Below are 26,272 nucleotides of genomic sequence, written 5' to 3'. Positions count from 1 at the left end.
TTTCCCAATACAGAAATTAGCGAATATATTCCCAAGCAATTCATCATTTGTCACTTCTCCTGTAATCTCTCCAAAATGGTATAAAGCCTGTCTTATATCGATCGCGAGTAAGTCTGTGGTTAAGTTCTCATTAAGTCCTTCTTGTACTTTATTGATCTCCTCCAGAGCCAATAATAATGCATTATAATGTCTTGAGTTGGTCACAATGGTATCATTATTTCTTAGCGCTCCATCATCTACAAAGCTGAGTAATCGAGTTTGGATTTCTTCTATGCCCGTTTTATCCTTTGCTGAAATAAAAAGTAGATCCTTGAATTCTTTGGTTAATAAATCTTTATTCTCTGGGGAAAGCAAGTCAGCTTTATTTGCCAGTAGGAGGAAAGAACGTTCTGGGAAGTTGGTTTCCAACTGATGTATATCTGCTTTAATGCGTTTCCATTCGGTTGTTCTTAACTTATGCTGGTCATCAAAAAGTTTGGGGCTGTCTATTAACTTAATAATGACTTGGGACTGTTTAATTTTTTCGAAGGTTCGCTGTATACCCAGTCCTTCAATAGTGTCCTGTGTTTCTCGAATGCCAGCGGTATCAATAAATCTAAAACCTATACCTCCCATAGAAATCTCATCTTCTATGGTATCCCGAGTAGTACCAGCAATCTCACTTACAATAGCTCGTTCTTCATTGAGCAAAGCATTCAATAAAGTAGATTTGCCAACATTAGGTTCACCAACAATAGCTACAGGGATACCATTTTTAATGACGTTTCCCACAGCAAATGAATCGATAAGCCGTGATAAAACTTTCTGTATTTTTAGGACCAAAGCCTGAAATTGCTCGCGGTTGGCAAATTCAACATCTTCTTCAGAAAAATCGAGCTCAAGTTCCATTAAAGAAGCGAAATCTAAGAGTTCTTGTCGAAGTTCTTGAATTTGGTTTGTAAATCCACCCCGCATTTGTTGCATAGCCAACTGGTGACTTGCAGCATTATCGCTAGAGACTAAATCGGCGACTGCCTCAGCCTGACTCAAGTCCATTTTACCATTTAAGAAGGCTCTTAATGTAAATTCTCCAGGCTGTGCGGTTCGGCATCCTTTTTTAATTAATAATTGAATGATTTCCTTTTGAATAAAAGAGCTCCCGTGACAAGAAATTTCAACAGTGGGTTCACCAGTATATGACTTATAACCTCTAAAAACGCTCACTAAAACTTCATCTAATATGCGTTGTCCGTCTTGGATAGTCCCCAGTTGCAACGTATGACTTTTTTGGTCTAAGATGGAAATTCCACTTTTAGCTTCAAATAGAGGTGAGCATAACTCTAAGGCTTCGTTTCCGCTTACACGAATCACTGCTATAGCCCCATTTCCAGAAGCAGTTGCTAGAGCAATTATGGTATCATTATTTATCATGATGCAAATCTACAGTCTGTTTCTTTAATAAACATATAATTTGATTTAGAATTAAGACCTTGATGTTTTGTATTTTAAGATTTACTTGTTAAAATTTGTAACGAATTTGAAAAGAAGCAGTCTTATACTAAAACAAGGATCCATGGAAGTATATCAAGACCCATTATTAAGAGAGGATAGACAACTCTTATTGTTTACACACCTTTCGCAATTACTCAACCTTATTACTGGTTTTGGTGGATTTATTGTTCCTTTAGTGATTTGGTTGACCCAGAAAGATAAGGTAGAGCATATGGACCAACAAGGAAAAGATATCTTGAATTTTCAGTTGACAATGATCATTTTTAGCCTCATATCTATTCCCCTTATGTTCATCATAATTGGATTTATCACCTTAGCCATTGTTGTCTTGCTAACTATAATTATTCCTATCATAAATGCTATAAAAGTAAATAATGGTGAACCGACGCATTACCCTTTTAGCATTAAGTTTTTTAATTAACAGAACTTTTATAAATAAGTCTTCGTAGATACAAAATCCCCTTGTATTATTAAAAATAGGTTTTTGTTTGTTTGAATAACAAAAGCCTCCAATTTGGAGGCTTTTGTTATTTTATAAAATGATGGAATTAATTATTGATTCCCTAGCATAACTGGCATGACAAGCATAGTGATGTGTTCACCTTCCTCCAAGCCATCTACGGGAGTTAGAATTCCAGCTCTGTTTGGTAAACTCATCTTTATTTTGATATCCTCCGAATTTAAGTTATTCAACATTTCTGTTAGAAACTTAGAATTAAATCCAATGGTTAAATCATCTCCTTGGTAATCACAGGTTAAGCGCTCTTCTGCTTTGTTAGAATAATCTAAATCTTCTGCAGAAATATTTAATTCTGCTCCTGCTATTTTTAAGCGGATTTGATGAGTGGTTTTATTTGAGAAAATCGAAACTCTTCTCACAGAACTTAAAAATAAAGAGCGATCTATAGTTAACGTGTTTGGGTTTTCCTGTGGGATGACGGCTTCATAATTGGGGTATTTGCCATCAACCAATCGACAGGTTAATTCTAAATTTTCAAAACTGAATTTTGCATTCGATTCATTGAATTCTATTTGAACATCCTCTTCACTCCCTAAAAGTACACCTTTCAAAAGGTTTAAAGGTTTCTTAGGCATGATAAACTCAGCTGGCTTGTCTGCTTTTATATCTGTTCTAGAATATTTTACAAGCTTATGAGCATCTGTACCTACAAAAATTAAAGCTTCTGGTGTAAATCTGAAAAAGACACCGTTCATCACTGGTCTTAAATCATCATTTCCTGTAGCAAAAATAGTTTTGTTGATCGCTGTCGCTAAAATATCACCAACCAAAACAGTTTGACTAGGATCCTCAATACTCACAGGAGAAGGGAAGTCTTCTGCATTCGCATAGGCTAAAGCATACTTTCCTTGTTCAGAACTTATTTCAATAGTATGATTGTCCAGTTTGTGAAAGGTTAATGGCTGTTCTGGAAACGATTTAAGCGTATCTAGCAACAACCTAGCAGGAACCGCAATTTTACCTTGGTCACTAGATTCCACATCTAAGGCAGAACACATAGTGGTTTCTAGATCTGAAGCTGATATCTTGAGAGAATTATGATCCAATTCGAATAAGAAATTATCCAAAATAGGCATCGTATTATTGTTGTTAATCACACCTCCAAGAGTCTGAAGGTTTTTCAACATATATGTACTAGAGATAATAAATTTCATATGGCTGGATTAAATAGTCAATGCAAATATATTTTTTTCTGATGAATAATCCTTGTTTATATAAGTTACAACTTACATTTTCTAGGGTAAACTATCTGTAACGAGTTCTTCTTTAAATTCCCACTGGCTCAAACCTCCTTTCAAGTCGTAAACTTTTTTAAATCCTGCTTTCTTTAAAATAGTGGAACATTCTTCAGATTGTCTTCCAGTTTTACAATAGACGGCCACAGGTTTTGATTTATCAAGTTGGCTTATTTTCTGAGCAAAATCATTATCATAAATAAGATTTTGTGCATCTTTAAGATGCCCTTCCCTAAACTCCTCTAAAGATCTAACATCAATCAATTGTATGGTATCCATTTCCATTAATTTCTTCATTTCTTCAGAAGATACCAATGTAGGACTAGATTCATATGGAGATTGACACGAGGAAGTGAAAAGAAAAATAACAGCTAAAAGTGTAAGAGACTTCATGCTATTTTTTCAAATTGCCTGTCCAATCCAATATTCCACCTTGTAAGTTGTAAGCATTTTTTATTCCAGCTTTTTCCATGATTTGGCAAGCCATTTCACTACGTCTTCCGGATCTGCAATACACAAAGTAGTCCTTGTCTTTCTCAAGTTTTTCTAATTCTGCCATAAACTTACTAGAGTCTTGGATATTCAGTAAGCGAGCTCCCTCAATATAACCGTCGTCAAATTCATCTGGAGTTCTTACATCAATTATTTCTGAATTGGAAGAGGCTTTAAGACCTTCGTACCATTTTTTTTCATTTAAATTTTCCATGATTAAATTTTATCTTAAGTCGTAAAAATACATTATTCCTAACAGCTAATGTGACTACAGCTTAAAATCGTTTAAAGTTTACACCAAAAAATTTTATTGGTAATTTAACAAAGAATTTAATTTTTTCTTTCTTGAGTAACATTACATTTGTATATACAAATATTGTTTCAACATGGTTATTGAAAAAGAGTTAAAAATTTCAAAAGAGCTACCAGAATCCAAGCGAGCTTTACTTAATCTCCTTTTTACAGGGAGCTGGGTAACTGATGAAATCACTTTTGTTTTAAAACCATTTGATATCTCTACACAACAATTTAATGTCTTAAGAATATTAAAAGGTATGAAAGGCAAGCCAAGTTCTCTTCAAACTATCCAAGGTAGAATGATTAATAAAATGAGTAATACCACTCGTCTAGTAGATAAATTAATAAAAAAAGGTTTCGTAGAAAGAGAGCAATGCGAGACAAACCGGCGAAAAGTAGACATAACTATTACTTCTCAAGGGATTGAAAATTTAAGTATTATTACTACTGCGGTCGATAATGCTGAGATGAATATTATAGACAATTTGTCTTCTAAAGAATTAAGAAATCTGAACTTATTATTAAACAAACTAAGAAATTAATACATGAATACATACATTGAGAATTTACACTGGCGGTATGCTACAAAAAATTTTAATCCAGAAAAACAAGTGTCTAAAGACGATTTGGAAACCTTGTTAGAAGCTACTCGCCTGTCTGCATCTTCTTATGGATTACAACCTTATGAAGTGATGGTGATAGAAGACCCTGAAGTTAGGGCTAAGTTAAAACTAGCAGCATTTGGTCAACCTCAAATTACGGATTCTTCCTGTTTGTTGGTTTTTGCTTTTAACACCAAAGTCGATGAACACTATCTTGAAGAGTTTATTAAAAATAATAGCGAAACTAGAAATATACCAGTAGAAGACTTTCAGGATCTAAAGGAAATGATTCAAAATTCTGTGTTGACATTTACTGAAGAGGCTAAACACAATTGGGCATCTCGCCAAGTTTACATCGCGTTGGGAAATTTACTTTCTGCGGCTGCAGACATTAAAATAGATGTTTGCCCAATGGAAGGATTTAATTCAGCTGAATTTGATGAACTATTGGATCTAGAATCCAAAAACCTTAAATCAGTTACTTTAGCAACTATTGGTTATAGAAGTGAAACCGATCAGTTAAAAGATGCTTTAAAAGTAAGAAAATCTAAAGACGAATTATTTACTAGAATTTAATATAAACACAAACCCTAAATTTAAAATTATGAAAATGAATGTTCTAAAAGGCGCTTTAGCCACAACGATTATCTTAGGCTTAGTCGCTTTTACCAACACGGTTGAAAAGAAAAAAGTAGATGTCAAAGAAAGTACTATCCAATGGGAGGGAGAAAAATTAACGGGTTCCCACTCAGGAACTATCAATTTGAAAGACGGTTTTTTCTTGATGGAGGATGGAAAATTAATCGGTGGTGAATTTACTGCTGATATGACCTCTATTGACGTTACTGACATAGAAGGAGACAGTAGAGAAAAACTGATGGGCCATCTTAAATCAGATGATTTTTTTGGTGTAGAAACTTATGAAACTGCAAAATTTGTCATTACGACAGTAGCCAAAAAAGGCGATGTATATGGTGTTTCAGGAGATCTTACTATTAAAGGAAATAATAATCCAATCGCGTTTGATTTGACGATGACTGAAAATTCAGCAACTACAAATCTCACTATTGATAGAACTAAATACGACGTGAGATATGGTTCAGGAACCTTTTTTGACAACTTAGGTGACAAAACTATTTATGATGAGTTTAATCTTGCGATCAACTTAAAATTTTAATATTGATTAATTTTGTTTTGCATAAAAAAACCTGCCATCTCTGGCAGGTTTTTTTATGCAAAATCATTTCCAAAACTTCCTAAGAAAAACAAACGGTGGATATGTCACTTTTGAACAACAAATTGGTATGAGTTCATTTTTCCGATGTTTTAAATCTAACTTGACTTAGTCCTTGTTGAAGTGGTCCCACGTTATTTTTAGTCCTTCTTCTACATTAAATTTAGGCTGATATCCTATTAATCCTTTGGCTTTATTTATATCAGCTAAAGAATCTTTTACATCGCCTTGTCTTGGTGGACCATAGATTGCTTTTAAAGAACTACCAGACGCTTTTTCTAAAGCCGACCAAAGCAGATTTAAGCTGATACGACCTCCACAAGCTACATTGTAAACTTCATTGGTTGCCTTCTGATCTGCAAAGGAGGCTTTGATGTTGGCTTGTACTGCATTTTCTACAAACGTAAAATCTCTGGTTTGCTCTCCATCACCGTTCATAGTTGGCGAACTTTGGTCTTTTAACGCTTGCATAAATAAAGGAATAACAGCAGCATAGGCACCTTCTGGACTTTGTTTAGGTCCAAAAACGTTGAAATAACGGAGGCCAATAACTTCAAGTCCGTAGGTTTTAGCAAACACATCGGCATAGAGTTCATTGACATATTTGGTCACAGCATAAGGGGACAAAGGCTTGCCTATATTGTTTTCAATTTTGGGTAAAGTAGGACTATCGCCGTAAGTTGAGCTTGAAGCCGCATAAACAAAACGTTTTACAGTTTTAGAATTTTTACAAGCGACCAGCATATTTAAAAATCCGGAGACATTCACAGAATTACTTAAAATGGGATCATCTATAGATCTCGGTACAGATCCTAAAGCAGCTTGATGAAGAACTATATCGATATCTTCAACAGCTTGCTCACAATCCTCAATTTTTCTGATATCACCTTCTAAAAATTCAAAGTTAGATTCTGATTCAAATTCTTTGATGTTGGTTCTATAGCCATTAGATAAATTGTCTAAAACTCGGACGTGTTTTGCTCCAAATTTCAATAGGTATTCAACGATATTAGAACCTATAAATCCAGCTCCTCCAGTCACTAAAAATCGAAACTTAGATAAATCTTGTGTATGGTATTCTGTTTTGTACATCATAATCGGCCGTCAATTTTATCGGTTGGTAAAAAAGATTTCACATCAAAAATAACTGCATTATCATTTTTTAAAGCCTCAAAATCTAAGTTTAAAAACTCATTGTGAGATACAGCTAAAATTATAGTGTCATAGGTTAATTTGAGGTCTTCACACCTCAATAAGTCAATATCAAATAAAGTTTTCACCTCTTGTTTATCAGCCCAAGGGTCACAAACGTCTACATCCATATTGTATTTTTTCAATTCTTCTATCACGTCAATCGCTTTGGTATTACGAGTATCTGGGCAGTTCTCCTTAAAGGTGACGCCTAATACTAAAGCCTTTCCGTTTTTTATTTTTGTTTCTTTATTGAGCATTAATTTTATAACCTCACTGGCTACATATTTCCCCATCCCATCGTTTATTCGGCGACCAGATAAAATAATTTCAGGATTATAGCCTACTTCCAAAGCCTTTTGGGCTAGATAATATGGATCTACACCTATACAATGTCCACCTACTAAACCAGGAGAAAACTTTATAAAGTTCCATTTGGTCGCTGCAGCCTCTAGCACATCGTTAGTGTCTATATCCAGAAGTCTAAAAATTTTCGACAATTCGTTTACAAAAGCAATATTGATGTCTCTTTGCGAATTTTCAATCACTTTTGCAGCTTCCGCTACTTTTATGCTAGTGGCTAAATGAGTTCCTGCTGTAATAATCGAAGCATATAAATCGTCTACTCTTTTTGCAATTTCCGGAGTAGATCCTGAGGTGACTTTCAGTATAGTAGTGATGGTATGTTCTTTATCTCCTGGATTAATTCTTTCAGGAGAATAGCCTGCAAAAAAGTCTCTGTTGAAGGTCTTACCAGAAAATTGTTCCAAAACAGGAACGCAGACTTCTTCCGTTACTCCTGGATATACTGTAGACTCATAAATAACAATATCACCATCTTTAAGAATGCTCCCAATGGTTTCGCTGGCTCTTATTAAAGGGGTTAAAACCGGTTGCCTGTTTTTGTCTGTTGGAGTGGGCACAGTTACAATAAAGATGGTCGCTTCTTTCATGTCATTCGACTCTGTAGACAACTTCATGGCAGGAGAATCGTTGTTAGTCAGTGCTTCCTTTAAATCCTTACCTGAAACTTCTAAGGTATGATCGGTGCCGCTATTTAATTCATCTACTCGAGATTGATTTATATCAAAACCCACCACAGGATATTTTTTAGCAAAAGCCACAGCTAGGGGAAGTCCTACATATCCTAAGCCAATGATCGCAATTTTTGGATAACTCATAATTAGTTTTTTATCAGTAATTTAAATATAGTTGGTAATTCTTAATTTAGCCTTTTATTGTAATTTTTTCATTTCAAAATAATTTTTTTTGCTTTTTCCACACTTATTTTTACTGTAAATCTAGCGGTGAACGAGGTGTGAGTTTTCAACCTTATTTCACCATATCTGTCTTCAAGGAATGTATCAAAATAAATTATTTCTTCTGGGATTTCCATCGATTTTTCTGAATTACCAATAGGGTGAAACATACTTGTTAATTCTTGGTCCAAAGCTTTTACTCTTATATTTAACAAATCGCTAATTCCCGCTCTATAAGATCTTTGTGTTTTTTGAAAAGAAATCAAATTATCTACTTGATTATTTTCGTATTCAGCTAAGTAGGGTAAACGCTTCATGCTAATACAAGACATAAGTGATAATAAGTAAGACCATAAAGTAAAGGAGTGAATTTCATTCAATAGTTGATTATTAACGGCAAATATAGTTTTTGATTTATAAACTGAAACCTAATATCTTATTTTATATGTGATCAACATATTGAAATCGGATCTAGTGTATATTATGAGCATAATTTTTTGGTAAATTTTGTCTTTTTGATCTTATACTCCTTATCTATTTTCGAAAAATTGTTTTGCGAAAATAAAATATTTAACATTTGTAATTTTAGTTTAAGCATAATTATTTTGTGGTAGATTATTGCGGTTTATCTTGTTTTTGATATCACATTTCCTTCTCTATTTTATATTCCCTAATAATCTTGAGACAACTTTTTTTAAACATGATCAAGAAAAAAAAAACCAATCTCAAGAGCTCCATGACAGGAGAAAAAATGTAGTTGCTAACAGTTTTGGCGTGTTTAATACAGCTACTGCTAAACATGCAAAGAGAGCAATTATTAAAGATGTAGACGGTAATGAATTGATCGATTTTGCTGGGGTACTTGGAATCATTTAGAATTGTAGAAAAAGCAGGACTAGCTTGTATTCATTTCGTACTTTATGAAGTGAATAATTACAAACATCTCTGTTTGAAGTTTCTAAAGACTTGGAACATAATTGGTTATTCCATCTCCTTTTGGAGATCTGGGTCACACGGCTTTTTCATTTCCAATGAAGAAGATTATCTGGAGTATGTAGACGAAATTGAAGTTGAGAAAGAAGTGAAAATAATGAAGCGTATTCGCTGTCGATGAACGGCTATTGAAGCTTGTGTGACCAGACACGGAACCAACTAGCACCACTAATTATGGAGCTAGTTGGTTTCAAGCAAATAAAACGTTTTGAAGGAATTTGGTGTGGTAACGAAATCTATCCTGATGCGTTTACTCTAGAATTAAGGAAAAAGACAGTAGGATTATTTATTCAACTTTTTGGAAACCCTTTGAGAGAGGAAGGCTTTGGTACTTTATTTACAGCGGGATATCCATCAAAACAGAACAAATAGATTTATGCTAGTCTTATAAAAAAAGATGTCATAGTTTTGATTTTTTTCAAGAATACAAGTGCTATATTTAGTTTTTACAACTTAAAAAACGAAGTAAATTTTTGTTTTACCGTTTCAAAGTTACACATCGAGTAACGTCACTTATTTTAAACCTTCTATAAAATGAAAAGACTCCAGAAGAGATAATTGAACATTTTTTATCTGAAGTTTGTTCAATTGTAGAATATAATTTTTAGAAGACAAGATTCAAGTTTGAGAAAAAATTTAATTTTAATGAAGATTATAATTCACATATACCAATGATATTTAAAAGCACCAACCCCTATAACGATGAAGAAATAGCAGAATATTCAGCTCTTACTTCAGAAGAATTAAATCAAAAATTAAGTGATTCTAGTTTAGCATTCAAAGAATGGAGTCAAAAACCTTTATCATATAGAATGAAGCTTATAAAAAAAGCAGGAGATGTTTTAAGAGATAATAGGGATGAGTATGCTCAAATGATAACTTTAGAAATGGGTAAACCGATATCAGAAGCAAAATCAGAAATTGAAAAGTGTGCTTGGGTCTGCCATTATTATGCAGAACATGCCGAAGAATTCCTTTCTGATGAACATATAAAAACGGAGGCTTCAGCTAGTTTTGTGCGTCATGATCCCATGGGAACTATTTTTGCCGTTATGCCTTGGAATTTTCCATTTTGGCAAGTTTTCAGATTTGCAGCACCTACCTTAACTTCAGGGAACACAGGTCTACTGAAACATGCTTCCAATGTGTTTGGGTGCGCTCAAAAAATAGAAGACGTTTTTACAAAGGCTGGATTTCCAAAAGGAGTATTTCAAAGCTTGGTTGTAGGTCATGATGTCACCGAAAAAATAATATCTCACGATGGGGTAAGAGCAATCACTTTAACTGGGAGTGAGAAAGCAGGTTCAGCAGTTGCTCAAATTGCAGGTAAACACCTTAAAAAAAGTTTGCTTGAGCTAGGGGGTAGTAATTCTTTTATTGTCCTAGAGGATGCAGATCTAGATTTGGCAATTAAAACCGCAGTTAAGGCCAGAATGCTTAATAGTGGTCAAAGCTGCATTGCCGCTAAACGTTTTATTATTCAAGACTGTGTTTATGAGGAATTTGTATCGAAATTCACTGAATCAGTGCGTCGACTAAAAGTTGGAGATCCAATTTTAGACGATACACAAGTTGGACCTTTGGCTAGAAAAGATCTGGCGGACGAATTACAACGACAAGTTAAGGAATCCGTAAAGCAAGGTGCAAAATTACTACTTGGCGGACACCAAAATAACTGTTTTCATGAACCGACCGTAATTGGTAATGTCACTCGTGACATGCCAGCTTTTAGGGAAGAAACTTTTGGACCCTTGGCAGCCATGATAAAAGTAAAAACAATAGAAGAGGCTTTTGAGTTGTCTGAAGAGTCTCAATTTGGACTTGGCGTCAGTCTGTTTACAAAAGATACTTCAAAGGCTCAAGAATATGCTAGTAGAGTGAGTGATGGTGCACTGTTCATTAACGAATTGGTAAAATCTGACCCAAGGTTACCTTTTGGCGGAACCAAAAAGTCAGGATATGGAAGAGAACTCGCAAAAGATGGTATGATGGAATTCATCAACCGGAAAGTGGTTTATGTCAAATAATAGTCAAACCAATTTGGCTTTTAAGTGTCGTGAAAGAATTCGAGTTATTTTTTGCTTGTATGATTAAAAAAAGCTGAAAGAAGATATTATACCAGTTTTAATCTATCATATCTCCAAACATAATTTTACTTTAAAAGTAAAAAACAAATTCAGTATATTGTATCAGTATTAAACGTTGTACAAAGATTAATAAAAAATTTCAGACTTATGAAACACTTCCTCCCATTTTTTGCTCTAAGTTTTATATTTGTTGCATCTTGTAAAAAAGATAATTCCGAAATATTGAAAACAGATATAAAAGCTCCTACTGCTGAAAAGCAACCAAAAACTCTTTCTATTCATAATGATGATAGAGTTGATAATTATTATTGGATGAATGATAGAGAAGACCCTAAAATCATTGACTATCTTAATTCAGAAAATGACTATTATCAAGAATCTACTGCACATACCAAAGCTTTTCAAGCCGATCTCTTTGAAGAGATGAAAGCAAGAATCAAGGAAGATGATTCTTCTGTACCTTACAAATTGAATGGGTATTGGTATCAAGTTCGTTATGAGACAGGTAAAGATTACCCCATTTACACCCGAAGGAAAGGATCTTTGGAAGCTGAAGAAGAAATCATGTTCGACTGTAATAAAATGGCGGAAGATCATGCTTACTTTAGTCTAGGGGGTATAAGTATAAGTCCAGATAATAAATACGCCTCTTTTGGAATAGATACGGTGAGTCGAAGAAAATATACGATCCAAATTAAAAACTTAGAGACAGGTGAATTATTTCCAGAAAAGATTGAAATGACTACAGGAGGATCTACTTGGGCTAATGATAATAAAACTCTTTTTTATACTAGAAAAGAAGAGCAAACATTAAGATCTAATCAGATTTTTAAACATAAGCTTGATAATTCTGCAGAAGACGATGTTATTATTTTTGAAGAAGGCGATGAGACCTTTAATGTGTACGTCTACAAAACAAAATCTAGAGATTACATTATCATTGGGTCATCTAGTACGATGTCTGATGAATATCAAATCCTCAATGCTAACACACCAGACGCTGATTTTAAATTGTTTTCTGAAAGGAGAAGGGGTTTAGAGTATGATTTAGCTCATTATAAAGATGATTTTTTCATCCTTACCAATAAGGATGAAGCTCAAAACTTTAAACTGATGAAAACCTCTATAGGGTCAACGTCAGAATCTGATTGGGAAGAAGTAATACCTCACCGAAAGGATATTCTACTTGAAGGAGTTGATATTTTTAATAACTTCTTGGTGACCAGTGAGCGTTATAATGGTTTGAGTAGAATCCATGTACAAAGTTGGGATGAAAGCGAAGATTATTATTTGCCCTTTACAAGTGAAACTTACTCTGCAACGACGACGACTAATATTGATTTTGATACCAATAAGTTGAGATACTCCTTTAATTCTCTAACGACGCCAGCGTCGGTTATCGAATTTGATATGGTAGATAAAACTGAAAAAGTTCTTAAAGAACAAAAAGTTCAAGATCCAAGTTTTGATAAGGATAATTACATGTCGGAGAGAATTTGGGCAACTGCAAATGATGGTACAGAAATCCCTGTCTCTTTAGTGTATAAAAAAGGCATTAAAAAAGATGGTAACAATCCACTTCTTCAATATGGTTATGGAAGTTATGGAGCGACAATGGACCCTTACTTTTCCACAACTAGACTTTCTCTTTTAGATAGAGGTTTTATTTATGCTATTGCTCATGTGAGAGGTGGCGAATATTTAGGAAGAGATTGGTATGAGAAAGGGAAGCTTTTTCATAAGAAAAATACATTTATAGACTTTATTGATGTATCTGAGTATCTAATAGATCAGAAGTACACTTCACCAGAACATTTGTATGCTATGGGAGGATCTGCAGGCGGACTTCTAATGGGAGCAGTTGTCAATATGTCTCCAGAACTTTATAACGGAGTGATAGCGGCAGTGCCTTTTGTAGATGTTGTTACCACAATGCTAGATGAGAGTATTCCCTTAACAACTGGTGAATATGATGAGTGGGGAAATCCTAATGAAAAAGAGTATTATACCTATATTAAAACCTATTCACCTTATGATAATGTTAAGGCTAAAGAATATCCAAACATGTTAGTGACTACGGGGCTTTATGATTCCCAGGTACAATATTGGGAACCAGCCAAATGGGTGGCGAAATTAAGAGAACTTAAAACCGATCAAAACAAATTGTATTTAGATACCAATATGGATGCAGGACACGGTGGAGCCTCTGGTCGATTTGAAGCTTTAAGAGAACTTTCTAAAGATTATGCTTTTTTACTTGATTTGGAGCAAATTTCAAAGTAATCGAAAAAAAAATTCGTAATTTGGCGCTTATCGTTTATTTTAAAAACATTATTTACGTGAAAAGACGTTGGCTTTATGCATAAAAAATTGAATGTTCACGATAACTTGCTATCAATGGTAGGTTGTACACCACTAATAAGACTAAATAACATTACTCAACATTTTAAAGGAGAATTTTTAGCTAAGTATGAAGCTCAAAATCCAGGATTATCCTCTAAAGACAGAATAGCACATTACATCATTGAAAAAGCTGAAAAAAACGGTGATTTAAAGCCTGGGGATACCATTATAGAAACAACATCAGGTAATACTGGTTTTAGTATTGCGATGATCGCTGCTATAAAAGGATATAAGTGCATTCTTGCAGTGAGCTCCAAATCTTCTAAGGATAAAATATCCCTTTTGAAAACAATGGGAGCAGATGTAACTGTTTGTCCTTCGAATGTGGCCCCAGATGATCCGAGATCCTATTACGAAGTAGCTAAGCAAATTTATAAAGAGACACCAGGTTCTATTTATATCAATCAATACTTCAATGACTTGAATATTGATGCCCATTATTTGACTACAGGTCCTGAGATATGGGAGCAAACACAAGGAAAAATAACCCATCTTGTAGCTTGTAGTGGGACAGGAGGAACCATTTCTGGAACTGCAAGGTATCTAAAAGAACAAAATCCAGATATTAAAATTTTAGGTATAGACGCCTTTGGATCGGTTCTACAGAAATATCACGAGACGGGAAAATTTGATAAAAGTGAAATTTATCCCTACAAAATTGAAGGTTTAGGAAAAAATTTAATTCCAAGTGCTACAGATTTTGATGTTATTGATAAATTCACAAAAGTAACCGACGAGGACAGCGCTTATATGGCAAGAGATATAGCCAAAACCGAAGGCATGTTTGTTGGGTATACAAGTGGTGCAGTGATGCAAGGCATAAAACAATTGGCTGCAGAAAACGAATTTAATTCCGAAAGTAAGGTTGTGGCTATTTTTCCAGACCATGGATCGCGTTATATGAGTAAAGTTTTTTCTGATGATTGGATGAAATCCCAAGGATTTACCAATTATCCAGGATTAGAAGATGAACAAAACCAAAGCAATTTGAAAAAAGCCCACATCACAAACATCATTTAGTTGGGATGAGGTAAATTTAAAAAATAAATATATAGAGAGCTTATGAAAGATTTATTTGCAAAAATTTATAGAGATAAAGGCCCTTTAGGTAAATGGGCAGATCAAGCTGAAGGTTATTTTGTTTTTCCAAAATTGGAAGGGCAAATCAGCAATAGAATGCAGTTCCAAGGTAGAGAAGTCATCACTTGGAGTATCAATGATTACTTAGGGCTAGCTAATAATCCAGAAGTCAGAAAAGCGGATGAAGAAGCTGTAAAAAAATGGGGTAGTGCCTACCCGATGGGTGCTAGAATGATGAGTGGACACACAAGTCTTCACGAACAGCTACAAGAAGAATTGGCAGATTTCGTAAGCAAAGAATCTGCGTATGTACTCAATTTTGGATACCAAGGCATTTTATCAACGATAGACGCCTTAGTTAGCAAAGATGACGTTATAGTTTACGATGTAGATGCTCATGCCTGTATTATTGATGGTGTACGTTTACATATTGGTAAGCGATTTACTTACAAGCATAACGATTTAGACAGTATAGAGCTAAACCTAGCTAGAGCTGAAAAGATAGCTGAGCAAACTGGAGGAGGCGTTCTTCTTATTTCTGAAGGGGTTTTTGGAATGAGAGGTGAACAAGGCAAGCTTAAAGAAATTGTAGAGTTAAAGCAAAAGTATAATTTTAGATTACTTGTTGATGATGCTCACGGTTTTGGAACTTTAGGTAAAACAGGAGCGGGAGCTGGAGAGGAGCAAGGTGTTCAAGATGACATAGATGTTTATTTTGCAACCTTTGCAAAATCAATGGCCAGTACAGGAGCTTTTATTGCTGCAGATAAAGAAATAATCGATTATTTAAAATATAACTTAAGATCACAGATGTTTGCAAAATCATTGCAGATGTCCTTAGTAGAAGGTGCACTTAAACGTTTAGAATTGATGCGAAATTCGACTGCTTTTAAGGACAAGCTTTGGGAAAACGTCAATGCGCTTCAGAATGGTTTAAAAGAAAACGGATTTGATATTGGTACAACTACTAGTTGCGTTACTCCAGTTTATCTGAAGGGAAGCATTCCAGAAGCGATGGCACTAGTAAAAGATCTTCGTGAGAATCACGGTATTTTCTGTTCAATAGTCGTGTATCCAGTAATTCCAAAAGGTTTAATTCTTTTAAGGATGATACCTACAGCAACACATACTATGGAAGATATAGATTTAACTCTAAAAGCTTTTTCCGCGATAAGAGAGCGCTTAGAAAATGGAACTTACAAAAAATTATCTCAAGCCATAATGGAAGAAATGGATAAATAATCAAAACATATGTCTAGTCCTAAATAATCGATACAGATTATTAAAGGATTAAATTTATAACTTAAAGCTTTACGATGTTAGCATCGTAAAGCTTTTTTGATTTGTATTGTTTTCTTTTGAGTTTGTTTTGCTTGTCCATTTCTACAGGTGTTAGCATGTGGTTTGATAAATGTGGTCTAAAATTATTGTAAGCGCCCACTGTACTTTTTATAAGCTGTTTCTTTAAATCTATGTTCTTAATATTTCTAGCAATGCTAAACTCTTGCTTGAGTATACCATTGATTCTTTCTGCAATGGCATTCTCATAAGGATCGTGTTTTTCAGTCATACTTGCTTTAAAATTATTATCCCTAAGCAGTGCTTGATAATCATTTGAACAGTATCTGTAAACATCTCTTTTCAGCTTACCTTAGAAATAGATAGCATATCACTTTACAGCTGGTCTGTTCTATACTTTATAGGGTCGATCTTTTCTTCTCTGGTCTTTCTTAATATTTAGTTACAAAACAGGACTAGACTATAACAAAGAAAAAAATAACAAATAGGGATTTAATAATATATTTCATAATCTATTTTGAGTCTTTAGAACTAAGTTGATTTTGTTCTGCACGAGCTCGGCTTAACAGACTTACTTTTTTTTGTAACCATTGGAAAATCACAAAAAGGTCAGGGATAACAAAACACCTATCACAGTTCCAGCAAGTAATCTACCTGCTGCTCCAGTTCCAATAGAATTGCGATGATTATCTGTGCAAAAGTGGTTTAGATTATAGTCTTATGAGATTTGGTTCACTGACGGATTAAAACGGCAAAGGCAAGATTGAACTCGATTCCAAGTTGGGTAAAAGCGGTAGTATTTCAGGATATGATGTTGCCAAAACAGGCGTTGCCGTTTTGGAAAACAGAATAGGAAAAAAATTAATTTTTGAAATATTGGAAGATGACATTCTTATTGAAAAGTGGTTCGAACAAATTTAAAAGATCGCTTATTAATCTCTAGATGAGTGACAATAGCACTGACACTCTCTCTTTTATCATAATATGCGATGAAATCAGTACTGTGAGATTATTTATTTCGGCATAAAACAGGGATACTCTTTAATTTAACAGTTTATTAACTTCGTTTAGTTCGGTTCGTTCCGAACTAATAATTATATTTGCATCAAAGTTTATTTTAAATAACTTTTTTATGTTCAGTATTCAGAACAAAATAATTAAAAAATGAAAGAAAAAATATGTGAGAAAAAAATGGCTTTAGTCGAAAAACTAGGAGTCCATTTAGAAAACACAGAACAGCTGGCACCCGTTGCAGCTCGTATACTATCCTATATTATTCTTACTGGTAAAAAAGGAACTACTTTTGAAGATATGGTATCCACGCTTTGTGCTAGTAAAAGTACTATTTCTAATCACCTTAGTCATTTACAGGATTTAAAAGAAATTCAGTACTACACAAAAACTGGGGATCGTAAAAAATATTTTATTCTAAATAAGGACACCATCATTCAACATGTCGATAAAATGATAAATGTTTGGAAAGAATTACGTGAATTACACTCGGAAATAAAAAATTATAAAGAGGACCAAAACAAACAAAAAATCGAAAATGAACATGAAAAATTTGATTTAAATATTCATAACGATTATATAAAATTTATTGACGGAGCTTCCGCCTCCATTGAAGAATTAAGACTAAAAATAACAGACAATAAATTCGATATTTAAACCAAGAAAAAAAATGAGACATAAAAAAATAGTAAGGTTACTCGCTCTAAGTGTATTTCTAATCATTTTAAGTTGCGGTAGCAAAGAAGAAAATTCTGCAGCAGCACAAGAAGCACCACCTGCAACTTTTCCTGTAACACAAATACAACTTAAAACTGTGACAGGATATCAAGAATACCCAACAAGCATAGAAGGCGTCGTCAATAGTGATGTAAGAGCTAAAACGTCTGGATACATTCAAAACGTATTAGTCGATGAAGGTCAAAACGTGCGTAAAGGTCAAGTATTATTTGAATTAGAAACACAATCTTTAAGTCAAGATGCTGGTGCAGCAAAAGCACGGATTAATGTCGCACAAGTAGAGGTAGAAAAATTAATTCCGCTTGTAGAAAAAAACATTATTAGTTCTATTCAATTAGAAACGGCCAAAGCTAATTTAGCGCAAGCAAAAGCTAATTATAGTGGTGTTGTTGCAACTATAGATTATGCAACTATTAAAAGTCCTATAGATGGTTATGTTGGAGCTATTAATTTCAGAGAAGGCGCTTTAATTAGTCCAAATGACGCCACACCTTTAACAAAAGTGAGTGAAATTAGTAAAGTATATGCCTTTTTTAGTTTTAACGAAGCACAATATATAGACCATTTACAAAGATCCGAAGGAAAAAGCAAAGCAGAACGCATTGAAAATGCGCCAGATGTGAGCTTAGTTTTACCTAATGGAAAAATGTATTCTGAAACTGGACGTATTCAAACAAGTACAGGTCAAATCAATCAAAATACAGGAACCATAAAAATAAGAGCAGCTTTTAACAATCCATACGAAATTTTAACGAATGGTAATAGTGGTAAAATTAGAATTCCTATAGACTATAAAGATGCTATTGTTGTGCCACAATCCGCAACCTTTGAGCAACAAAATGACATCTTAATTTACACGTTAGATAAAGATAATAAGGCGAAATCTACTTTAATAAAAGTACAAGGAACGGTTGGTCATTTATATGTTGTAGAATCTGGACTTAAAGAAGGTGATAAAATTATTATTTCTGGAGTTGGTAAACTAACAAACGGAACCCCAATTTCACCACAAGAAACATCTTTTGAAAACGCTATTCAACCAATAGCCACCTCTTTTAAAAATTAATAACTAACAACTATACTTGTCATGTTAAAAACATTTATTGAGAGACCTGTTCTTTCAACCGTAATATCTATTATCATAGTGATGCTTGGAGTTTTAAGTATCACAAATTTACCTGTAGAGGAATACCCAGATATCGCACCGCCGACTATCAAGGTATTAGCGTCTTACCCAGGAGCCAATGCAGAAACCGTACTAGAGAGTGTAATTATCCCTATTGAAGAACAAATTAATGGTGTAGAAGGCATGACCTATATCACATCAACAGCGTCTAACAATGGTACCGCTGAAATCACTGTTTACTTTGATCAAAATACCGATGTAGATATTGCTGCAGTTAATGTTCAAAACCGTGTTGGCAGAGCAAATCCATTGTTGCCACAAGAGGTAAGACAAACGGGTGTTACTACTCAAAAGCAGGAGACAAGTGCATTAATGTTCTTATCTATATATACAGATAGTGAAGATTATGACGCGACTTTTATTCAAAACTATTTAAAAATAAATGTCATACCTGCTATGAAACGTGTGAAAGGTGTTGGTGACGTTAGTGTCTTTTCACAACGAGACTACGCTATGCGTGTGTGGTTAAAACCAGAAAAACTAGCCGCATACAATTTAATCCCATCAGATATTACAGCTGCTTTGCAAGAACAGAATTTAGAGGCAGCGGCAGGTTCTTTAGGACAAAATAATGGTGAAGCGTTTTCTTATATTTTAACCTATAGTGGACGTTTTAAAGAAGCAAAACAGTATGGAGATATTGTCATCAAAGCTTTAGGTGACGGAGAGTTTTTACGTCTAAATGACGTGGCGACTATAGAACTTGATGCACAGTCTTATTCTTCAAATGCAGAAAGTTTAGGAAAATCAGCTGTGTTTATCGGTATTTTTCAAACCAAAGGTTCTAACGCCCAAGAAATTATTGAAGATATTAAAACTACTTTAGAAACGGTTGAAAAAAATTTACCAGAAGGATTACATATTTTTGTGCCTTATGATACTAGTTTATTTTTAAACGCTTCGATTGATAAAGTAGTTACAACCTTACTTGAAGCCTTTTTACTGGTATTCCTAGTCGTATTTATCTTTTTACAAGATTTCCGTTCTACTTTAATTCCTGCAATTGCCGTCCCCGTTTCTATTATTGGTACTTTCTTCTTCTTGAATGTTTTTGGGTATTCTATTAACTTATTAACGCTATTCGCATTAGTTCTTGCTATTGGTATTGTCGTCGATGATGCCATAGTTGTCGTTGAAGCCGTCCATTCGAAATTGGATGAAGGTGAAAAAAATCCAAAAAAAGCAACGCTAAAAGCAATGAACGAGATTTCTGGAGCCATTATATCTATCACATTGGTTATGGCTGCGGTATTTATCCCTGTTACTTTTATAACAGGTCCAACAGGGGTCTTTTATGAGCAATTTGGAGTTACGTTAATTATTGCAATTCTTATTTCGGCTGTAAATGCCTTAACATTAAGTCCGGCGTTGTGTGCTTTGTTGTTAAAAGCACACAAAGATGATAAGGCGCTAAAGGGGAAAAATCCATTACAACGTTTTTACACATTATTTAATAGAGGATTTAATGCTACCTTAACTAGATATGGCCAATCTCTTCATGTCTTATACAAAAGGAAATGGATATCAGCAGTATTATTACTAATTGTAATAGTTGGAATTTTTTGGGCCTCAAAAACGACACCTACTGGTTTTGTCCCCAATGAAGATAGAGGAATTATATTTGCAAATATAGAATTACCTCCAGGAGCTACTTTAGATAGAACAAATGCAGTAACTAAAGATTTATACGCAAAAACGAGCGAAATCCCAGGAGTCGATGGTGTATCTTTTGTGAAAGGAAATAGCTTAATTAGCGGAGATGGTAGTAACTATGCCACGGGATTTTTAAAACTTGAAAATTGGAGTGAGCGTAAAGACCCCTCATTATCGTCAAAAGCGATCATTGGGAAACTATTTGGTATTGCTTCAACCATACCAGAAGCAAATATTATTTTCTTTGCACCACCAAGTATTAGAGGATTTGGGAACTCTGCTGGCTTCGAAGTGAACTTATTGGATAAGTTTGGAGGGGAATTTAGTGATTTGGACAAAGCAAATCAAGAGTTTAGTATGGCGTTGATGAAGCATCCAGAAATTCAATATGCACAATCCTCTTTTAACACCAATTATCCACAATATGAAATGGATATAAATGTCCCTTTAGCAAAAGAAAAAGGGGTGCCTATTAATAGTATTTTCTCAACGTTGCAGGGCTATATTGGAGGAGTTTATGCATCAGATTTCTCAAGATTTGGAAAACAATTTAGAGTCTATATTCAATCCTTACCTGAAGATAGAGCAGATGTTGATGATTTAAACAGTATGTATGTTAGAACCGATTCGGGAGAAATGGCCCCAATCACTGAGTTTTTAAGTCTTAAGCGCGTGTATGGTCCACAATCTGTAACACGATTTAATTTATTCAACTCAACAACCATTACAGGGGCAACCAACCCAGGGTTCAGTACTGGTGATGCCATTAGAATTATTGAAGAAGAGGCTAAAAATCTACCAAATAATTACACTATTGCGTATTCAGGTCTAACACGTGAAGAGGTAAATGCAGGAAGCCAAACGACGTTTATCTTTGTCTTGAGTATTCTGTTTGTTTACTTTTTATTAAGTGCTCAGTATGAAAGTTACTTGTTGCCATTTGCAGTTATATTATCGCTTCCATTTGGGGTTTTTGGTGCCTATATAAGTACGAAATTTTTTGGATTGGAAAATAATATCTATTTCCAAATTGCCTTAATAATGCTTATTGGATTACTCGCTAAAAATGCGATTTTAATAGTGGAATTTGCCATACAAAGACGTGAAAATGGGGAATCTATTGTTGAAGCTGCTATAAATGGAGCAAAAGCACGTTTACGCCCGATTTTAATGACCTCGTTTGCCTTTATTTTAGGATTAATGCCATTGGTGTTAGCCACAGGTATTGGTGCAGAAGGAAACAACTCTATTGGCACAGGTGCCGCAGGAGGAATGCTTATAGGAACACTTTTAGGAGTCTTTGTAATTCCTATATTATTTATCTTATTTCAGTGGTTACAAGAAAAAGTATCAATTAAACCAGCAACACAAACTATTGAAGAATAAAAACTATGAAATTTACAAATAAATATAAATTTTTCAACAAAGCTATTCTCGTTTTATTGATCTCGCTAACATTACAAAGTTGTTTTGTAGCTAAAGATTATGAAAGACCAGAATTAGTAGAAACAGAAAACTTGTTCAGAACAGATAATTTGCCAACAGATAGTGTATCTATTGCAGATGTATCTTGGAAAACATTATTCACAGACCAATTCCTTCAACACTATGTTGAAGAAGGTTTGCAAAATAATATGGATGTTCGCATCGCAATTCAGCAAATGATCGCTGCGGAAGCTTATGCAAAACAAGGGAAAGCAGGTTATTTACCATCGGTGGGTATAGGGGCGAATGCGACACATCAAGAACTCTCTGAAAACAGTCAATTTGGGTCTTTATTTGAAGGAGCAATAGATCAGTATGATGTTACTGCAAATCTTTCTTGGGAAGCCGATATTTGGGGGAAAATAAGAAGTAATAAAAGGGCAACACAGGCGGCTTACTTACAAAGTGTCTCAGGACATCAAGCCGTAAAAACACAGTTAATTTCTAGTATTGTAAATACCTACTACAATTTATTAGCATTAGATGCACAATTGGAAGTCACTAAAGAAACCATTACAACCAGAGAAAGTAGTGTAGAAACTATTAAAGCGTTAAAAGATGCAGGACAAGTTACGCTTGTTGCAGTGGACCAGAATGTAGCACAATATAATAATGCAAAAGCTTTACAAGTAGATATTGAAATCGCTATCTTTAAAACAGAGAACACACTCAGTATTTTATTAGGGAAAGCTCCACAACATTTTGAAAGAAGCAGTTTAGGTACACAAAAAATTGAACAAGATATAACACTTGGTGTGCCAGCAACATTACTTAGTAACAGACCAGATGTTATGGCTGCGGAGTATAGTTTAATTCAGTCTTTTGAGCTAACTAATGTGGCTATAAGCAACTTTTATCCGTCGTTAACATTGACAGCTTCCGGAGGTTTTCAGAGTTTAGAATTGGATAATTTGCTGAGTGTAAATTCACTATTTGCAAATATTCTTGGTGGCTTAACACAGCCACTTTTTAATCAGAGAAGATTAAAAACACAAAAAGAAGTTACTTTAGCACAACAAGAGCAATCCTTACTTCTATTTAAAAAAACATTGTTGATTGCAGGAAGTGAAGTGTCTAACGCTTTATTTTCTTATCAATCTGAAACTAAAAAATTCAAGTTTAGAAAGAATGAAGTAGAAGCATTACGGGCAGCTGAATCCAATTCTGAAGCCTTACTTAAAAACGGTTATGCGAACTACTTAGATTTATTAACAGCAAGAGAGAGTGCTTTAACAGCGGAGCTTAATATTATAGATAGTAAACTACAGCAATTAGTAGCTATCGTAGATTTGTACGAAGCACTTGGTGGTGGATGGAGATAATATTTATAGGATAATAACTAGTAATACCTCAAGTTTCGCACCCATTATTTACAGGGTTTAATTGGAAAAAAACAGCATAAAAACTAACGGAACCCTTGGTTTTTATGCTGTTTTTAAGTGACCAAACACAAAGTACAAAACATGCTACAACACTAAGATATTGCAAAAGTTCAAGAAATAAGAGGGAGGTTTGGCTTGGTTCAGACTATTTACCGGCACATCTGAATATTTTAGTCTTCAATAGAATAAAAAAATAATTCAGTTGGTGCAAAAAGGCATGTTTTTCATTTGAGGATTTGATCGCTACGCTATTGATCTTGCTCCTTATTGGAATTAATTCTATTTATAGACTTTCAACTGACAAAGATCCAGAACTAAACACATGTGGAAAAGAGTCATACTATCGAATCTTGGCAATTCAAAAAATCAATTGGAGAGCTTTTTTGGCCCAGTTTGTAAAGCAATATTTATTGAAAGATGAACTCTTCACGTCCTCAGCAGACCCTACAAGATGCTTGATGATACTGATCTTTCAAAAACAGGAAAGACTATTGAAGCAGTCTCAAAGATCTACAACTATGTGTCAAAAACTTACTACTTAGGTTTCAAGCTACTTGTGGCGGGGTATTGGAACTGAAGTGGTTTTACCCCCATTGATTTCAGCCTGTATTGTGAAAGTAAGAAATCTAAATTGAAATATGGGTTAACTGCAAAGCAGCGTAAGGCTCAAATGAAGATACCAAGACGTATTAGAACAGTTGCGGCAAATAGAGGTATAGGGAACTCAATAAAAATAAAACAGACCTAGTGGTGCAAATGTTTTTAGAGTTGTAAATCGTAAAATCCCAATAGATTATATTTTAATAGATACCTGGTTTACAAGTGTGGTATTACTTAAAAAGTTACGAAGTATTTGCAGTTCGACCTTATTATTGAGATGTATAAATACAATAGTAAAATTGAGGTCAGGTCAAAGTTCAGAACATCATCACAACTCAAAAAAAAGAAAACAAAGCCCAAGCGCTGTTGTAAATTCAATTACTATTCCCATTATTACATAGCTGAAATTGATGGACTCAAGTTTGCTCTCTTTATTTCAAAGCGTAGGAAGAACGGCAAATGGCACACGTTAATAATTACTGATACATCACTCAAATTTGTAAAATTAATTGAAGTGTTCAGTATTCGATGTTCAATTGAAGTCTTTTTTAAAGAAGCCAAGCAGCTCTTTGGCCCAAGGAAAGGCCAGTCTGCGAATTTTTATGTTCAAATAGTGCAATTAACAATTGCGATGACCCAATATCTGCTTACAAGTATTCGGTATAGAATTGAGGCTTATGAAACCATGGGTGAGTTATTCAAAGGTTTAAAACAAGACTAGATTCAAAACAAGTTAAATATTAGGATATTAGGTGTTATCAACTTAATACTAACCATTTTAGAAAAACGAGTATAATCAATTGATATTATGACATACAAAATGATAGAGAATAGTGAGAGTTATGGATTTTTAACCAATACTTATAGCTTTAATAATTAGGGTGTTACGTGAAATTGATCAGGTGAGAAACTTGAGTTAATATTAAAATTAATTTCTATTTTGTTGACTATTTTGACAAAAAGAGCATAGTATTAAACCCAACGCTATATTAGCTAATAATGATTGATTAGAATTAACAAAAAATTATAGTGTGAATCAGTATTGTTTAAGGTTTTTGAAATATTTTTGAACAAAATAAAATATAAAACATGAAAAAATTAATTTTAAGTTTAAGTGTAATTGCAATGCTTGCATTCACTTCTTGTAAGAACGGCGAAACTGAAGAAAAAGAAGTAGCAGAACAAGAAGAGGTTGCAGTTGAAACTGAAACATCTACTGAAAGTATGATGGATGAGCAGCAAACTATTGTAGAAATCGCAATTGGAAATGAAAATTTTAGTACGTTAGTTGTTGCTTTAAAAGCGGCAGGTCTTGTAGAAACTTTAAGTAGTGAAGGCCCATTTACAGTTTTTGCACCTACCAATGATGCTTTTGGAAAATTACCAGAAGGAACAGTTCCTACATTAGTTATGCCAGAGAACAAAGAAAAATTAGCTGGAATCCTAACTTATCATGTAGTTTCTGGTGAATTTATGGCAGCTGATGTCGTTAACGCTATTACTGAAAATGATGGAAGTTTTACTATTCCAACAGTACAAGGTGAAGAATTAGTTGCAACTTTAGAAGGTGAAAGTGTAGTTTTAACTGATGCTAATGGTAATAAATCTACTGTAGTTATTGCTGATGTTGATGCTTCTAATGGTGTTATACATGCTGTTGATTCAGTTGTGATGCCTAAGTCATAATACAACCACATTAATTTATTATACAAAACCTCTCAGCAATGAGGGGTTTTTTATATTTTAGACGTTGAGATTTAAATTTTTATGGAGTCAGTCATTAATGCTTTCAGCTAAATAGAGGTTATATCTTAGTTTTTTTTTAAGTAAAAACATCAAAAGGCTATAATTTTCAAAACTGATTTTATTTATATTAAACCTTTAAACGCGATAAATCGTTTTTTTTGGTCCGCTTTCTATCAAAATAATTACCGCAACTAAGGCTATGCTAACTACTTTAATCTCAATCAATCAAAAAATCTGTGCTGAGCTACGTCGCAGTATAATTCAATTTATTTATGCGACATTATAACT

24 protein-coding genes and 1 pseudogene are annotated in these 26,272 nt (G+C 34.1%); 17 read left to right on the top strand and 8 right to left on the bottom strand.

Going from position 1 to position 26,272, the window contains the following annotated elements; all coding sequences use genetic code 11:
- Window positions 1-1,410: tRNA uridine-5-carboxymethylaminomethyl(34) synthesis GTPase MnmE (gene mnmE / locus CXF67_RS00800; RefSeq protein WP_102087012.1), on the bottom strand; the 1,410-nt coding region annotated here is incomplete at its 3' end.
- Window positions 1,411-1,552: 142 nt separating this feature from the next.
- Between mnmE and CXF67_RS00795 the strand changes: the two genes are divergently transcribed.
- Complete coding sequence (locus tag CXF67_RS00795; protein ID WP_102087011.1) at window positions 1,553-1,912, top strand: DUF4870 domain-containing protein; 360 nt, start codon at window positions 1,553-1,555, stop codon at window positions 1,910-1,912.
- 131 nt (window positions 1,913-2,043) lie between these two features.
- On the opposite strand, the gene dnaN is transcribed toward CXF67_RS00795, so the two are convergent.
- The 3 genes from dnaN to CXF67_RS00780 form a co-directional block, all read right to left on the bottom strand.
- A complete protein-coding gene (gene dnaN / locus CXF67_RS00790) occupies window positions 2,044-3,165 on the bottom strand; it encodes a DNA polymerase III subunit beta (RefSeq protein ID WP_102087010.1) in 1,122 nt (373 codons plus the stop codon).
- Window positions 3,166-3,246: 81 nt separating this feature from the next.
- Window positions 3,247-3,639, bottom strand: coding sequence for a rhodanese-like domain-containing protein (locus tag CXF67_RS00785; protein ID WP_102087009.1), 393 nt, complete (start codon window positions 3,637-3,639; stop codon window positions 3,247-3,249).
- 1 nt (window position 3,640) lies between these two features.
- A complete protein-coding gene (locus CXF67_RS00780; protein WP_102087008.1) occupies window positions 3,641-3,952 on the bottom strand; it encodes a rhodanese-like domain-containing protein in 312 nt (103 codons plus the stop codon).
- Window positions 3,953-4,124: 172 nt separating this feature from the next.
- Between CXF67_RS00780 and CXF67_RS00775 the strand changes: the two genes are divergently transcribed.
- Genes CXF67_RS00775 through CXF67_RS00765 form a run of 3 tightly spaced genes read left to right on the top strand, consistent with a single transcriptional unit; the run spans window position 4,125 to window position 5,814 of the window.
- The gene (locus CXF67_RS00775; RefSeq protein ID WP_102087007.1) at window positions 4,125-4,577 is read left to right on the top strand and encodes a MarR family transcriptional regulator; all 453 of its coding nucleotides are present in this window, start codon (window positions 4,125-4,127) and stop codon (window positions 4,575-4,577) included.
- A 3-nt stretch (window positions 4,578-4,580) separates the two neighbouring features.
- Window positions 4,581-5,213 carry an NAD(P)H-dependent oxidoreductase gene (locus tag CXF67_RS00770; RefSeq protein WP_102087006.1) on the top strand — a complete coding sequence of 211 codons (633 nt, stop codon included), beginning with the start codon at window positions 4,581-4,583 and terminating at the stop codon, window positions 5,211-5,213.
- Window positions 5,214-5,241: 28 nt separating this feature from the next.
- A complete protein-coding gene (locus CXF67_RS00765) occupies window positions 5,242-5,814 on the top strand; it encodes a YceI family protein (RefSeq protein ID WP_102087005.1) in 573 nt (190 codons plus the stop codon).
- Between the two features lie 165 nt (window positions 5,815-5,979).
- Here the strand turns inward: CXF67_RS00765 and CXF67_RS00760 are convergent, their stop codons facing one another.
- From CXF67_RS00760 to CXF67_RS00750, 3 genes are all read right to left on the bottom strand, one after another.
- Entirely contained in the window at window positions 5,980-6,963 is a 984-nt protein-coding gene (locus tag CXF67_RS00760) for an SDR family oxidoreductase (protein WP_374702233.1), read from the bottom strand.
- Complete coding sequence (locus CXF67_RS00755) at window positions 6,963-8,243, bottom strand: nucleotide sugar dehydrogenase (RefSeq protein ID WP_102087003.1); 1,281 nt, start codon at window positions 8,241-8,243, stop codon at window positions 6,963-6,965. The genes CXF67_RS00760 and CXF67_RS00755 overlap by 1 nt, the downstream gene beginning before the upstream one ends.
- Before the next feature lie 68 nt (window positions 8,244-8,311).
- On the bottom strand, window positions 8,312-8,653 hold the full coding sequence (locus CXF67_RS00750) for a hypothetical protein (protein WP_145990337.1): 342 nt from the start codon (window positions 8,651-8,653) through the stop codon (window positions 8,312-8,314).
- A gap of 617 nt (window positions 8,654-9,270) precedes the next feature.
- Here CXF67_RS00750 and CXF67_RS18005 point away from each other — a divergent pair.
- The 6 genes from CXF67_RS18005 (at window position 9,271) to CXF67_RS00720 (ending at window position 16,126) form a co-directional block, all read left to right on the top strand.
- Window positions 9,271-9,435 carry a hypothetical protein gene (locus tag CXF67_RS18005; RefSeq protein WP_180957858.1) on the top strand — a complete coding sequence of 55 codons (165 nt, stop codon included), beginning with the start codon at window positions 9,271-9,273 and terminating at the stop codon, window positions 9,433-9,435.
- 53 nt (window positions 9,436-9,488) lie between these two features.
- Window positions 9,489-9,686 (top strand): hypothetical protein, encoded by a 198-nt coding sequence (locus tag CXF67_RS18000; RefSeq protein ID WP_180957857.1) that lies wholly within the window; start codon window positions 9,489-9,491, stop codon window positions 9,684-9,686.
- A gap of 299 nt (window positions 9,687-9,985) precedes the next feature.
- Window positions 9,986-11,341 (top strand): NAD-dependent succinate-semialdehyde dehydrogenase, encoded by a 1,356-nt coding sequence (locus tag CXF67_RS00735; RefSeq protein ID WP_102087001.1) that lies wholly within the window; start codon window positions 9,986-9,988, stop codon window positions 11,339-11,341.
- A 207-nt stretch (window positions 11,342-11,548) separates the two neighbouring features.
- A complete protein-coding gene (locus CXF67_RS00730; protein WP_102087000.1) occupies window positions 11,549-13,684 on the top strand; it encodes a S9 family peptidase in 2,136 nt (711 codons plus the stop codon).
- 75 nt (window positions 13,685-13,759) lie between these two features.
- The gene (locus CXF67_RS00725) at window positions 13,760-14,824 is read left to right on the top strand and encodes a cysteate synthase (RefSeq protein WP_102086999.1); all 1,065 of its coding nucleotides are present in this window, start codon (window positions 13,760-13,762) and stop codon (window positions 14,822-14,824) included.
- Between the two features lie 42 nt (window positions 14,825-14,866).
- Window positions 14,867-16,126 carry a cysteate-C-fatty acyltransferase gene (locus CXF67_RS00720; protein WP_102086998.1) on the top strand — a complete coding sequence of 420 codons (1,260 nt, stop codon included), beginning with the start codon at window positions 14,867-14,869 and terminating at the stop codon, window positions 16,124-16,126.
- A 61-nt stretch (window positions 16,127-16,187) separates the two neighbouring features.
- Here CXF67_RS00720 and CXF67_RS00715 read toward each other — a convergent pair whose 3' ends face one another.
- The gene (locus tag CXF67_RS00715; RefSeq protein WP_180957856.1) at window positions 16,188-16,454 is read right to left on the bottom strand and encodes an integrase core domain-containing protein; all 267 of its coding nucleotides are present in this window, start codon (window positions 16,452-16,454) and stop codon (window positions 16,188-16,190) included.
- A gap of 509 nt (window positions 16,455-16,963) precedes the next feature.
- Here CXF67_RS00715 and CXF67_RS17995 point away from each other — a divergent pair.
- From CXF67_RS17995 to CXF67_RS00685, 7 genes and pseudogenes are all read left to right on the top strand, one after another.
- Window positions 16,964-17,104 carry a hypothetical protein gene (locus CXF67_RS17995; RefSeq protein WP_180957855.1) on the top strand — a complete coding sequence of 47 codons (141 nt, stop codon included), beginning with the start codon at window positions 16,964-16,966 and terminating at the stop codon, window positions 17,102-17,104.
- Between the two features lie 243 nt (window positions 17,105-17,347).
- On the top strand, window positions 17,348-17,851 hold the full coding sequence (locus CXF67_RS00710; protein WP_102086996.1) for a GbsR/MarR family transcriptional regulator: 504 nt from the start codon (window positions 17,348-17,350) through the stop codon (window positions 17,849-17,851).
- 13 nt (window positions 17,852-17,864) lie between these two features.
- Window positions 17,865-18,998, top strand: coding sequence for an efflux RND transporter periplasmic adaptor subunit (locus CXF67_RS00705; RefSeq protein ID WP_102086995.1), 1,134 nt, complete (start codon window positions 17,865-17,867; stop codon window positions 18,996-18,998).
- 21 nt (window positions 18,999-19,019) lie between these two features.
- The gene (locus CXF67_RS00700; RefSeq protein ID WP_102086994.1) at window positions 19,020-22,157 is read left to right on the top strand and encodes an efflux RND transporter permease subunit; all 3,138 of its coding nucleotides are present in this window, start codon (window positions 19,020-19,022) and stop codon (window positions 22,155-22,157) included.
- 5 nt (window positions 22,158-22,162) lie between these two features.
- Complete coding sequence (locus CXF67_RS00695) at window positions 22,163-23,578, top strand: efflux transporter outer membrane subunit (protein WP_102086993.1); 1,416 nt, start codon at window positions 22,163-22,165, stop codon at window positions 23,576-23,578.
- 159 nt (window positions 23,579-23,737) lie between these two features.
- Window positions 23,738-25,118, top strand: a pseudogene (locus CXF67_RS00690) (IS4 family transposase).
- Window positions 25,119-25,327: 209 nt separating this feature from the next.
- A complete protein-coding gene (locus CXF67_RS00685; protein ID WP_102086992.1) occupies window positions 25,328-25,924 on the top strand; it encodes a fasciclin domain-containing protein in 597 nt (198 codons plus the stop codon).
- The last annotated feature ends 348 nt before the right edge of the window (window positions 25,925-26,272 follow it).

The organism is Psychroflexus sp. MES1-P1E (assembly GCF_002836055.1).
Classification (GTDB): Bacteria; Bacteroidota; Bacteroidia; order Flavobacteriales; family Flavobacteriaceae; genus Psychroflexus.
Note: the sequence above shows the minus strand (reverse complement) of the source record. Positions and strands in the feature narration are given on the sequence as shown.